Annotated in this window: 11 protein-coding genes; all 11 read left to right on the top strand. The window is 61.1% G+C overall.

Translation table 11 applies throughout. From position 1 onward, the window contains the following. Positions 1-8: 8 nt before the first annotated feature. Positions 9-653, top strand: coding sequence for a 3-isopropylmalate dehydratase small subunit (leuD, locus tag BMY54_RS11005; protein ID WP_007913445.1), 645 nt, complete (start codon positions 9-11; stop codon positions 651-653). 147 nt (positions 654-800) lie between these two features. Beyond that, a complete protein-coding gene (locus BMY54_RS11010; protein ID WP_093432079.1) occupies positions 801-1,568 on the top strand; it encodes a class I SAM-dependent methyltransferase in 768 nt (255 codons plus the stop codon). Positions 1,569-1,622: 54 nt separating this feature from the next. After that, complete coding sequence (gene leuB / locus BMY54_RS11015; protein ID WP_003226430.1) at positions 1,623-2,705, top strand: 3-isopropylmalate dehydrogenase; 1,083 nt, start codon at positions 1,623-1,625, stop codon at positions 2,703-2,705. Positions 2,706-2,771: 66 nt separating this feature from the next. Further along, positions 2,772-3,884, top strand: a complete 1,113-nt coding sequence (asd, locus tag BMY54_RS11020) for an aspartate-semialdehyde dehydrogenase (RefSeq protein WP_007913448.1) — start codon at positions 2,772-2,774, stop codon at positions 3,882-3,884. A 244-nt stretch (positions 3,885-4,128) separates the two neighbouring features. Next, on the top strand, positions 4,129-5,139 hold the full coding sequence (locus tag BMY54_RS11025; protein ID WP_093432083.1) for an aspartate-semialdehyde dehydrogenase: 1,011 nt from the start codon (positions 4,129-4,131) through the stop codon (positions 5,137-5,139). A gap of 208 nt (positions 5,140-5,347) precedes the next feature. Next, positions 5,348-7,987, top strand: a complete 2,640-nt coding sequence (locus tag BMY54_RS11030; protein ID WP_093432086.1) for a motility hub landmark protein FimV — start codon at positions 5,348-5,350, stop codon at positions 7,985-7,987. 269 nt (positions 7,988-8,256) lie between these two features. Then, positions 8,257-9,081: a tRNA pseudouridine(38-40) synthase TruA gene (gene truA / locus BMY54_RS11035; RefSeq protein ID WP_034152768.1), complete on the top strand. Its 825-nt coding sequence runs from the start codon at positions 8,257-8,259 to the stop codon at positions 9,079-9,081. A gap of 65 nt (positions 9,082-9,146) precedes the next feature. After that, entirely contained in the window at positions 9,147-9,773 is a 627-nt protein-coding gene (locus BMY54_RS11040) for a phosphoribosylanthranilate isomerase (RefSeq protein WP_093432090.1), read from the top strand. 204 nt (positions 9,774-9,977) lie between these two features. Continuing rightward, the gene (gene accD, locus BMY54_RS11045) at positions 9,978-10,898 is read left to right on the top strand and encodes an acetyl-CoA carboxylase, carboxyltransferase subunit beta (RefSeq protein ID WP_007913458.1); all 921 of its coding nucleotides are present in this window, start codon (positions 9,978-9,980) and stop codon (positions 10,896-10,898) included. Next, positions 10,895-12,202 carry a bifunctional tetrahydrofolate synthase/dihydrofolate synthase gene (gene folC, locus BMY54_RS11050; protein ID WP_093432093.1) on the top strand — a complete coding sequence of 436 codons (1,308 nt, stop codon included), beginning with the start codon at positions 10,895-10,897 and terminating at the stop codon, positions 12,200-12,202. The genes accD and folC overlap by 4 nt, the downstream gene beginning before the upstream one ends. After that, entirely contained in the window at positions 12,186-12,836 is a 651-nt protein-coding gene (locus BMY54_RS11055; RefSeq protein WP_093432096.1) for an SPOR domain-containing protein, read from the top strand. The genes folC and BMY54_RS11055 overlap by 17 nt, the downstream gene beginning before the upstream one ends. The last annotated feature ends 27 nt before the right edge of the window (positions 12,837-12,863 follow it).

A 12,863-nucleotide genomic window follows, 5' to 3' on the forward strand; every position in this document is an offset into this window, starting at 1 on the left:
AGCGCAGCATGAAAGCTTTTACCCAGCACACTGGTCTTGTCGCGCCTCTGGATCGTGCCAACGTCGACACCGACCAGATCATTCCGAAGCAGTTCTTGAAGTCGATCAAGCGCACCGGTTTCGGCCCGAACCTGTTTGACGAGTGGCGTTACCTCGATGTCGGGCAACCGTATCAGGACAACTCCAAGCGCCCGTTGAACAAGGACTTCGTGCTCAACGCCGAGCGTTATCAAGGCGCCAGCGTGTTGCTGGCCCGTGAGAACTTCGGTTGCGGCTCCAGCCGTGAACACGCGCCATGGGCGCTGGAAGAATACGGTTTCCGCAGCATCATCGCGCCGAGCTACGCCGACATCTTCTTCAACAACAGCTTCAAGAACGGCTTGTTGCCGATCATCTTGAGCGACGCTGAAGTCGATGAGTTGTTCAAGCAGGTCGAGGCCGAGCCGGGTTATCAATTGCAGGTCGATCTGCAAGCGCAGACCGTGACCCGTCCGGATGGCAAGGTGTACAGCTTCGAGATCGACGCGTTCCGCAAGCACTGCCTGTTGAATGGTCTGGACGATATTGGCCTGACTTTGCAGGACGGTGATGCGATTGCGACGTTTGAGGCCAAGCATCGGGTTAGCCAGCCGTGGTTGTTCCGCGACGCATAAGCAACTTTTGAATTGATGCAGTTCAGGCTGGCCTCTTCGCGAGCAAGCTCGCTCCCACAGGGGAATGCATTTCAAGTGTGGGAGCGAGCTTGCTCGCGAATGCGGTAGTCCAGGCAATACAAGGCTAAAACCCAGAAGGAAGTCCCCATGACCAGCACCGCCCAGCACACTCAGGTCGTACAAAAGCAATTCGGTGAACAGGCCGCCGCCTACCTGAGCAGCGCCGTTCACGCTCAGGGCACCGAGTTCGCCCTGCTACAGGCTGAGCTGAAAGGGCAGGGCAGCGCCCGGGTGCTGGATCTGGGCTGCGGCGCCGGTCACGTCAGTTTTCACGTCGCACCGCTGGTCAGGGAAGTGGTCGCCTACGACCTGTCGCAGCAAATGCTCGACGTGGTCGCCGCCGCTGCCGTTGATCGTGGTTTCACCAACATTGCCACGGTCAACGGCGCCGCCGAGCGTCTGCCGTTTGCCGATGGCGAGTTCGACTTCGTGTTCAGCCGGTATTCGGCGCATCACTGGAGCGATCTCGGTGTGGCTCTGCGCGAAGTGCGTCGGGTGTTGAAGCCGGGCGGTGTGGCGGCGTTCGTTGATGTGTTGTCACCGGGCAGTCCGTTGTTCGACACTTACCTGCAAAGCGTCGAGGTGCTGCGTGACACCAGCCATGTGCGCGATTATTCAGGCGCCGAATGGCTGCGTCAGGTCAGCGAGGCCGGTTTGCATGTACGCAGTACCACCCGTCAGCGCCTGCGTCTGGAGTACACCAGTTGGGTTGAGCGCATGCGCACGCCTGAAGTGCTGCGCGCAGCGATCCGCCAGTTGCAGCAGTCGATGGGCCACGAAGTGCGTGAATATTTTGAGATTGATGCCGACGGCTCGTTCAGTACAGATGTAATCGTATTGATGGCCGAGCGATAAGAATTTTTCCGGGCGCGCCGGTAGAGGCGCACCGACTGAAGACACGAGGAAAGCATGAGCAAGCAGATTCTGATTCTCCCAGGTGACGGTATTGGTCCGGAAATCATGGCCGAAGCGGTCAAGGTGCTGGAGCTGGCCAACGACAAATACAGCCTGGGCTTCGAGCTGAGCCATGACGTGATCGGTGGCGCCGCCATCGACAAGCACGGCGTGCCGCTGGCCGATGAAACCCTCGACCGCGCTCGCGCTGCGGACGCCGTGTTGCTGGGCGCCGTCGGTGGCCCGAAATGGGACACCATCGAGCGCGACATCCGCCCCGAGCGTGGCCTGCTGAAAATCCGTGCGCAACTGGGCCTGTTCGGCAACCTGCGTCCGGCGATTCTGTACCCGCAACTGGCCGATGCTTCGAGCCTGAAGCCGGAAATCGTTGCTGGCCTGGACATCCTCATCGTCCGTGAACTGACCGGCGGCATCTACTTCGGCGCGCCACGCGGCACCCGTACCCTGGAAAACGGCGAGCGTCAGTCCTACGACACGCTGCCGTACAGCGAAAGCGAAATCCGCCGCATCGCCCGTGTCGGTTTCGACATGGCCATGGTCCGTGGCAAAAAGCTCTGCTCGGTGGACAAGGCCAACGTGCTGGCGTCCAGCCAACTGTGGCGTGAAGTGGTCGAGCAAGTGGCCAAGGATTACCCGGAAGTCGAACTGAGCCACATGTACGTCGACAACGCCGCCATGCAACTGGTGCGCGCGCCGAAGCAGTTCGACGTGATCGTCACCGACAACATGTTCGGCGACATCCTCTCCGACGAAGCGTCGATGCTCACCGGCTCCATCGGCATGCTGCCGTCGGCCTCGCTGGACTCCAACAACAAGGGCATGTACGAGCCGTGCCACGGTTCGGCGCCGGACATCGCTGGCAAAGGCATCGCCAACCCGTTGGCGACCATTCTGTCGGTGTCGATGATGCTGCGTTACAGCTTCAATCTGCACGACGCGGCTGATGCTATCGAAAAAGCTGTCAGCGTTGTCCTTGATCAAGGGCTGCGTACTGGCGACATCTATTCGGCCGGTTGCACCAAAGTCGGTACGCAGGAAATGGGCGACGCAGTAGTCGCCGCGCTGCGGAATCTGTAATCTCTCGGGCCCGCTGCGAAATTCAATACAAAGCAGCGGCCCACTTTTCAAGAAGGTGTAGTTGCGATGAAACGTGTAGGTCTGATCGGTTGGCGCGGGATGGTCGGTTCCGTGCTCATGCAGCGGATGCTGGAAGAGCAGGATTTCGATCTAATCGAGCCGGTGTTTTTCACCACGTCCAACGTCGGTGGCCAAGGCCCGTCCGTGGGCAAGGACATTGCTCCGCTCAAGGATGCTTACAGCATTGACGAGCTGAAGACCCTCGACGTGATTCTGACCTGCCAGGGCGGCGACTACACCAGCGAAGTGTTCCCCAAGCTGCGCGAAGCCGGCTGGCAGGGTTACTGGATCGACGCGGCCTCGAGCCTGCGCATGAACGATGACGCGGTGATCATTCTCGATCCGGTCAACCGCAAGGTCATCGACCAGCAGCTCGACGCGGGCACCAAGAACTACATCGGCGGCAACTGCACCGTCAGCCTGATGCTGATGGGCCTGGGCGGTCTGTTCGAAGCCGGTCTGGTCGAGTGGATGAGCGCCATGACCTATCAGGCGGCCTCCGGTGCCGGCGCGCAGAACATGCGTGAACTGATCAAGCAAATGGGCGCGACCCACGCCGCTGTCGCCGATCAACTGGCTGATCCGGCCAGCGCGATCCTCGACATCGACCGTCGCGTGGCCGATGCCATGCGCAGCGAAGCGTACCCGACCGAAAACTTCGGCGTACCGCTGGCCGGCAGCCTGATCCCGTGGATCGACAAGGAACTGCCGAACGGCCAGAGCCGCGAAGAGTGGAAGGCTCAGGCCGAGACCAACAAGATCCTCGGCCGCTTCAAGAGCCCGATCCCGGTCGACGGCATCTGCGTGCGCATAGGCGCTATGCGTTGCCACAGCCAGGCGCTGACCATCAAGCTGAACAAAGACGTGCCGATCGCCGATATCGAAGGGCTGATCAGTCAGCACAACCCTTGGGTCAAACTGGTGCCAAACCAGCGCGAGATCAGCATGCAGGAGCTGAGCCCGACCAAGGTTACCGGCACCCTGAATGTGCCGGTGGGTCGTCTGCGCAAGCTGAACATGGGTTCGCAGTTCGTCGGTGCCTTCACCGTCGGCGACCAACTGCTGTGGGGCGCGGCCGAACCGCTGCGTCGCATGCTGCGGATTTTGCTCGAGCGTTGATCGCTTGAAGCAATGAAAGAGCCCGTGCCTTGAAAGAGGTGCGGGTTTTTTTATGCCGATCGTTCCCACGCTCTGCGTGGGAATGCATTCCGGGACGCTCCGCGTCCCTTTACAAGCCGAACGCAGAGCGTCCGATGCGGCATTCCCACGCAGAGCGTGGGAATGATCTGGGTGGGCAGAAATTGCCTGTGCGCCAGTCACCCGGTAAAGTGCCGCTCCCCCCGTTTCGCCAGAGGCTCGCACCATGACCCAGACCCTAGATATTGCCGTGATCGGCGCCACCGGTACTGTCGGCGAAACCCTCGTACAGATTCTCGAAGAACGCGACTTCCCGGTCGGCACCCTGCACCTGCTGGCGAGCAGCGAATCCGCCGGCAGCTCGGTGCTGTACCGCAACAAGAACGTGCGCGTTCGCGAAGTCGACGAGTTCGATTTCAGCAAGGTCAAACTGGTGTTTTTCGCCGCAGGCCCGGCGATTACCCTGAGCTACGCCGCCCGTGCCCACGCCGCCGGTTGCTCGCTGATCGACTTGTCCGGCGCGCTGCCGGCCGATCAGGCGCCGCAAGTAGTACCCGAAGCCAACGCCGAAGTGCTCGCTGGTTTGAAAGCGCCGTTTCAGATCAGCAGCCCAAGCCCGTCGGCCACATCGCTCGCCGTGGTGCTGGCGCCGCTGCTTGATCTGCTTGACCTGCAATATGTCAACGTCACCGCCAATCTGGCCGTTTCCGCCCAGGGGCGCGAGGCCGTGACCGAGCTGGCGCGGCAGACCGCCGAGCTGCTGAACATGCGTCCATTGGAGCCGACGTTCTTTGATCGGCAGATGGCCTTCAACCTGCTGGCTCAGGTCGGCACGCCCGACGCGCAGGGCCATACGCTGCTGGAAAAACGTCTGGTGCGCGAGTTGCGTCAGGTGCTGGCGAAGCCTTTATTAAAGATTTCCGCAACTTGCGTTCAAGCCCCGGTGTTTTTTGGCGATAGCCTTAGCGTGACCTTGCAGTCAACGTCGGCTGTCGACCTGGCAAAAGTCAACGCTGCACTCGAAGATGCGCCGGGTATCGAGCTGGTCGAGGCCGGTGACTACCCGACTGCGGTCGGTGACGCGGTGGGGCAGGATGTGGTTTATGTCGGTCGCGTGCGCAGCGGTGTCGACGATCCGGCGGAACTAAATCTGTGGCTGACGTCAGATAACGTACGCAAAGGCGCGGCCCTTAACGCTGTGCAGGTGGCTGAATTGTTGATAAAAGACCTGCTGTAAAAGATACTTGGCAACAATTTGTCGACTGATTCTAGGTGAGCGCTATGCTTGCCCAGATTGCTTGATAACGTGTCACCCTCCGGGACTTTCCGGGGCATCAAAGAAATGATCGCGCGCGACATCTGTCGTCGTCGCGCGCAATGCCTTACGGCAGCGGTATTCAACATCTTCTCGCTGGCCGAGGAACGTTCAAACAAAGGATGAGGCTATGGTTCAAGTTCGCAAACTGGTGTTAGCAATAGCGGCCGCCTCGGCGCTGTCCTCCGGTATGGCGCATGCCCTCGGGCTCGGGGAGCTGACCCTGAAGTCGACCCTGAACCAGCCGCTGGTGGCTGAAATCGAGCTGCTCGACGTCAAGGATCTCACTGCTGCCGAAGTGGTGCCGAGCCTGGCTTCACCCGAAGATTTTGCCAAGGCCGGCGTCGACCGCCAGGCCTTCCTCAACGATCTGACCTTTACCCCGGTGCTCAACGCCAGCGGCAAAAGCGTGCTGCGCGTAACGTCGAGCAAGCCGCTGTCGGAGCCGATGGTCAAATTCCTCGTGCAGGTGATGTGGCCGAACGGCCGTTTGCTGCGCGATTACAGTGTGCTGCTGGATCCGTCGAAGTTCTCGCCACAGACCGCTGACGCCGCCGCACAGCCAGCGCCGTCGCAGACCATCGCCGCGCCGACCACTGGCGCCACGCACCCGACGCAATACACCACCACGCCGCGCGATACCCTCTGGGAAATCGCTGCGAAGGCGCGTACCGGCGGCTCGGTGCAGCAGACCATGCTCGCCATTCAAGCGCTGAACCCGGATGCATTCATCGGTGGCAACATCAACCGCCTGAAAACCGGCCAGGTGTTGCGTCTGCCGGATGCGGTGCAAAGCACGGCATTGCCGCAGTCGAAAGCGATTGCCGAAGTCGCTGCGCAGAATGAAGCCTGGCGTCAGGGTCGTCGTTATGTGGCCAAACCGGGCACTGGTCAGCAGCAGCTCGATGCGACCAACCGTGGTCGCGGTAACACCGGTGCAGCACAGAACGCTCAGGACAATCTGAGCCTGGTCTCCGCTGAGAGCGCCAAGGCGCGCGGCAAAGGCCCGGCAGGTGATGCCAAGGCACTGAGCAACAAGCTCGCGGTCACTCAGGAAAGCCTCGACACGACCCGTCGTGACAACGAGGAACTGAAAAGCCGCATGTCCGATCTGCAGAGTCAGCTGGACAAGCTGCAAAAGCTGATCGAGCTGAAGAACAATCAGTTGGCAAAACTGCAAGCTGAAGGCGCGGGCACTGCGCCGGCCACCAATCCTGCCGCACCGGCGGTGCCTGCAATCACGGCTGAGCTCGCCGCCACCCCGCCAGCTACTCCGGCAGACGCAGCTCCGACGCCAGAGTCCGCCATTGCACCACCGGCTGAAACGCCAGTCGTCGAGCCAGTGGTTACGCCGAAACCGGTGGTCGAAGACGAGAAAACCTTTAACGAACTGCTGACCAACCCGATTCTGCTGGGGCTGGTGGGCGGCGGTGCTGTGGTTCTGCTGCTCCTGTTGTTGCTGCTGGCGCGTCGCCGCAAAGCGCAGCAAGAGGCCGAAAAACACATGCGCATGGCCCGCGCGCTGTCGGAAGAGCAAGAGTTCTCCGCCGAGCAGGATCTGCCGGAAAGCAGCTTCGAAGGTCTGGAAACCCCGGCGGCGAGCGTCAAGCTCAGCACTCCGGCACCTGCACCCGTAGTGGCTCCGGTAGTCGCCCCGATCGTGATGGCTGAGCCGATTGCCGCGCCGCTGGTAGCTCCCGCCGCCGAGCGATCCGATGACGTGCTCGACAAGGCGCAGTCGCATATCAACGCCGGTCGCCTGAATCAGGCTGCCGCGCTGCTCGAAGAGGGCGTCAGCCTGGAGCCGCAGCGCAGTGATCTGCGTCTGAAGCTGATGGAAGTCTACGGTCAGCAGGGCGACCGCGACGCGTTCGTCGGTCAGGAGCGTCAGCTGGTGGCCAACGGCGACAACTTCGCCAAGGTCGAAGAACTGAAAAGCCGCTTCCCGGCCATGGCCGTCGTCGCTGCCAGTGGTCTGGCCGCTGCCGCCGTGGCTGCCGAGCTGGATGCGCAATACGTCAAGGATCTGCTGCTCGATGAGCCTGAAGCACCGGCGCCAGCGCCGGTGGAAGATGACCTCGACAGCGCGTTTGATCTGAGCCTGGACGATCTCGACAACATCACGCCGGCAGAGCCTGCGCCGGTGGTTGAGCCTGAAGCGCCGGTCGAGCTGGATGAATTCCCGGCGGACGACGACCTGAGCTTCGAATCGGTGCTGCAACAGCAGACCGACATCAAAGAGAATCTGGATGATCTGTCGGACTTCGACCTCGATCTGGACCTCGGTGCCGAGCCGGCAGCTCCAGCGGTTGATCTGGCGGACGATGACTTCCTGCTGGACCTGGACGAAGGCGTGAAGGATCTGCCGCCGGTCGAGGCGCCAGTGGTGGCTGACGTGCCACAAGATGATCTGGAGCTGCCGGCCGATTTCGATCTGTCGCTGGCCGACGAAATGGACAGCAATCCAGCGGCCGAACCGGATGCGTTCGCGGCTGAGCTGGATGACGTCAACGCCGAGCTGGATCGCCTGTCGCAAAGCATCGCCGAACCGACCTTCACCGAAGCCGATGCAATGAAGGGTGATGATCTGGGCGAAGATGATTTCGACTTCCTCGCCGGCACCGACGAAGCGGCGACCAAGCTCGATCTGGCTCAGGCCTACATCGACATGGGCGACAGCGATGGTGCGCGCGACATCCTCAACGAAGTGTTGACCGAGGGTGACGAGAAGCAACGTGGCGAGGCCAAGGACATGCTCTCGAGCTTGTAGTAAGGCCAGCGGTAAACGAAAGCGGCAGCCCATTGAGGCTGCCGTTTTTGTTTGTGCCGGATTCAGTGGTGTCTGAATGATTGCTATCGCGAGCAGGCTCACTCCTACATTTGGAATGCGTTCCCCTGTAGGAGTGAGCCTGCTCGCGATAGGGCCAGAGCTGCCAATAGAGAACTCTGGCATCCCTGAACGACAGCCTTATAATGCCCGCCTTTGCACAAACAGCAGGCTGTCCCACCTTGGCAAACATAGATAACCCGGTCGCCGAAATGGCCCCCGACGGCTTTTACCGCGTCGCGCTGGGCGTTGAGTACAAAGGCTCGCGCTACAGCGGCTGGCAGCGTCAGTTGACGGGTGTGGCGACGGTGCAGGAAGAACTCGAAAAAGCGCTGTCGAAAGTCGCCAATTCACCGGTTTCGCTGCAGTGCGCCGGACGTACCGACGCCGGCGTGCATGCCTGCGGGCAAGTGGTGCACTTTGATACGACCGTCGATCGTTCGCTGAAAGCTTGGGTTATGGGCGCCAATATCAATCTGCCTCACGACATCAGTGTCAGTTGGGCGCGGGTGATGCCGGCGCATTTTCATGCGCGCTTCAAAGCCATCGCCCGGCGTTATCGCTATGTGATCTACAACGATCAGATTCGCCCGGCGCATCTCAACGAAGAAATCACCTGGAACCACCGCCCGCTGGACGTCGAGCGCATGGCTGAGGCTGCGCAGTACCTGATCGGCACCCACGATTTCAGTGCGTTCCGTGCCGGCCAGTGCCAGGCCAAGTCGCCGATCAAGAAGATGCACCACCTGCGCGTGACCCGCCACGGCAAGATGATCGTGCTCGATATACGCGCCAATGCGTTCCTGCATCATATGGTGCGCAATATCGCTGGCGTGTTGATGACCATTGGTGCCGGCGAGCGCCCGGTCGAGTGGATGAAGGAAGTGCTGGAAAGCCGCGAGCGCCGTTCCGGTGGCGTTACGGCGCATCCGTACGGCTTGTATCTGGTGCAAGTCGAGTACCACGACGAATTCCCGTTGCCCGAGCGTTTTATCGGGCCACATTTCCTTACGGGTTTCTCCGAACTTGACGGCTGACGCCCTCGAACGCTTTTGTTACCATCCGGGACTTTCCCGGATTTTGCCTCGGAGTTTTTCTCGATATGTCAGCCGTTCGCAGCAAGATCTGCGGGATTACCCGCATAGAAGATGCGCTGGCCGCCGTTGAGGCCGGGGCGGATGCGATCGGGTTCGTGTTCTATGCCAAGAGTCCGCGTGCGGTCACAGTGCAGCAGGCGCGAGCGATTATTCAGGCATTGCCGCCGTTCGTGACCACCGTGGGCCTGTTCGTCAACGCCAGCCGCTGCGAGTTGGGGGAAATCCTCGATGCCGTGCCGCTGGATCTGTTGCAGTTCCATGGCGACGAAGCCGCTGAAGATTGCGAAGGCTGGCATCGCCCGTACATCAAGGCGTTGCGGGTCAAGGCGGGAGATGATATTGCCGCAGCGGTGGATGCCTATCCGAGCGCCAGCGGTGTACTGCTCGACGCTTATGTCGAAGGCGTACCGGGTGGAACCGGCGAGGCCTTCGACTGGTCATTGATTCCGCAAGGTTTGAGCAAGCCGTTGATTCTCGCGGGTGGTTTGACCCCAGAGAACGTCACAGAGGCCGTGGCTCGGGTAAAACCATACGCGGTAGACGTCAGCGGTGGGGTAGAGGTGAGCAAAGGCATCAAGGATCACGCAAAGATTCGCGCGTTCATCAACGCGGTACGCAAAGCGCCATATTGATGTGACGGCTGGCAGTCTGCCGCCGTCCATCAATGCACTTGCACAAAGCAGGCGCGGCTGAGGGTTTCTGGATCGCACGCAGGTCATGTTTCGCGCTGACCGTGGCTTTCCACCAACCATCGCCACACACATGAATTTAGCTGAAGGGCATACGCGGGGCTGCGAACCAGAGCGTTCGGGCCGCCGGTACTGGAGAAAGAAAGCATGAGCAACTGGTTAGTAGACAAACTGATCCCTTCGATCATGCGTTCCGAGGTCAAGAAGAGCTCGGTCCCTGAAGGTCTGTGGCACAAATGCCCGTCTTGCGAGGCGGTGTTGTATCGTCCAGAGCTGGAAAAGACCCTGGACGTTTGCCCTAAATGCAACCATCACATGCGCATCGGCGCACGTGCACGCATCGACATCTTCCTCGATGCTGAAGGTCGCAACGAACTGGGCGCCGATCTGGAGCCGGTTGACCGTCTGAAATTCCGCGACGGCAAGAAGTACAAGGATCGCCTGACCGCTGCCCAGAAGCAGACTGGCGAAAAAGACGCGCTGATCTCCGTCAGCGGCACCTTGCTGGGCATGCCGGTGGTGGTTTCGGCCTTTGAATTCGCCTTCATGGGCGGTTCCATGGGCGCCATCGTCGGCGAGCGCTTCGTTCGCGCCGCCAACTACGCGCTGGAAAACCGCTGCCCGATGATCTGCTTTGCCGCCTCCGGTGGTGCGCGCATGCAGGAAGCGCTGATCTCGCTGATGCAGATGGCCAAGACCTCGGCAGTGCTGGCGCGTCTGCGTGAAGAAGGCATTCCGTTCATCTCCGTGCTGACCGACCCGGTCTACGGCGGTGTTTCGGCGAGTCTGGCGATGCTTGGCGACGTGATCGTCGGTGAGCCGAAAGCCCTGATCGGCTTCGCTGGTCCGCGCGTTATCGAACAAACCGTGCGTGAGAAACTGCCGGAAGGCTTCCAGCGCAGCGAGTTCCTGCTGGAACACGGCGCGATCGACATGATCATCCACCGTCAGGAACTGCGCCCGCGTCTGGGTAACCTGCTGGCACAAATGACTGGCAAGCCGACGCCGAAATTCGTCGCCGCGCCAATCGAGCCGATCGTGGTTCCACCGGTACCTGCTGGCCTATGACCGAGCGCACCCTTGGCGAATGGCTCGCCTACCTTGAGCAGTTGCATCCTTCGGCCATCGACATGGGCCTGGAGCGTTCACAACAGGTAGCGTCCCGCATGGGGCTGGGCCAGCCGGCGCCTCGGGTGATCACGGTCACCGGCACCAACGGCAAGGGTTCGACCTGCGCATTCGTGGCTTCATTGCTGCGGGCGCAGGGTCTGAGCGTTGGTGTCTACAATTCTCCGCACCTGCTGCGTTACAACGAGCGGGTGCAGCTCAATGGCGTCGAAGCCACTGACGCGCAGCTGTGCGAAGCCTTCGCAGCAGTCGAGGCCGGGCGCGGCGACACTTCCCTGACTTACTTCGAAATGGGCACCCTCGCGGCGTTCTGGCTGTTTCAGCAGGCCGGGCTGGATGCGGTGGTGCTGGAAGTCGGGCTGGGCGGGCGGCTGGACACGGTCAACGTGGTCGATGCCGATATCGCGCTGGTTACCAGTATTGGCGTCGATCACGCCGATTATCTGGGCGACACCCGCGAATCCGTGGCTTTCGAGAAGGCCGGGATCTTCCGCCAGGGCAAGCCAGCCCTGTGCGGCGATCTGAATCCTCCGCAGCCGTTGCTCGACAAGGCGCGTGAACTGGCTTGTCCGTTCTTCCTGCGCGGGCGTGATTTTGACCTCGGTATCACCGATCAGCACTGGCAGTGGCGCGGCACCGACGCGCGGGGTCAGGTTGTCGAATTGCGTGACTTGCCGCTGCTTGATCTGCCGATGGAGAACGCCGCGTTGGCGTTGCAGGCGTACTTGCTGCTCGGTTTGCCGTGGAATGCGCAGCAGATTGTCGCGGCCTTGCAGGCGACTCGTGTGGTCGGTCGACTGGATCGCCGCTCGTTCGATTGGAACGGCAAGCGTCTGAACCTGTTGCTGGATGTCGGGCATAACCCGCATGCCGCCGAGTATCTGGCTCGTCGTCTGGCCTCGCGACCACCGGTCGGCAAGCGCCTGGTGGTGTTTGGTCTGTTGGCCGACAAGGATCTGGATGGTGTTGTCAGCGAATTGAATGCTAGTGTCGAGCATTGGGCGGTGGCGCCGCTGGATTCTCCGCGTGCCCGTCCGGTGGCTGAATTAAACGCTGCATTGCAGAACCTTGGTGCGTCGGTCACGTCTTACGACAGTGTCGCCGCTGCGCTGGAAGGGCAGTGCGCAGTAGCCACCAGTGACGACGAGATTCTGTTGTTCGGATCATTTTATTGTGTCGCCGAGGCCCTTGAATGGCTGGCCCGGCGCTCCACGGAGGAAGCGGCAAATGGCTTTGCTGGATAAAGCGTACAAGCAGCGCATGGTTGGCGCTTTGGTGCTGGTCGCGCTGGCAGTGATTTTCCTGCCGATGCTGTTTTCCCGTCAGGACGAGCAACGTCAGGTGACCGTCGAAGCACCCGCCGCGCCGCAAGCGCCTGTCGTGCCGCAAGTGCAGATGGAGACGGTGGCTGTTCCCGAGCCGCAAGCCTTGCCGCAAGAGCCGGTGCCGACTGATGAAGAAGTCGCCGAAGACACAGCGCCTGCTGCGCCCGTCGCCGCGACGCCGACGGCTCCCATCATGATCACCAAGCCTGTTGCGCCGCCGGCGGTGGCCAAGCCGATTCCGGCTCCTGCTCAGCCGATCACTGCGTCCTCGACCAAGCCGGACACCACGCAAAGCCGCGTCGATGCCAATGGCCTGTCGGTGAGCTGGTCGGTGCAGTTGGCCAGTCTGTCGAGTCGCGCCAGTGCAGAGAGTTTGCAGAAAACCCTGCGCAGCCAAGGCTACAACGCCTATATCCGTTCGGCCGATGGCAAGAATCGGGTGTTTGTCGGTCCGCTGATCGAGCGTGCCGAAGCCGATCGTCTGCGTGATCTGTTGGGTCGTCAGCAGAACCTCAAGGGCTTTGTCGTGCGCTTCCAGCCCGAGCGTGGTTAAAAACTATCGCCTCGATTGAAATGCACT

The sequence above is a fragment of the Pseudomonas sp. ok266 genome (assembly GCF_900110195.1).
Taxonomy (GTDB): Bacteria; Pseudomonadota; Gammaproteobacteria; order Pseudomonadales; family Pseudomonadaceae; genus Aquipseudomonas; species Aquipseudomonas neuropathica.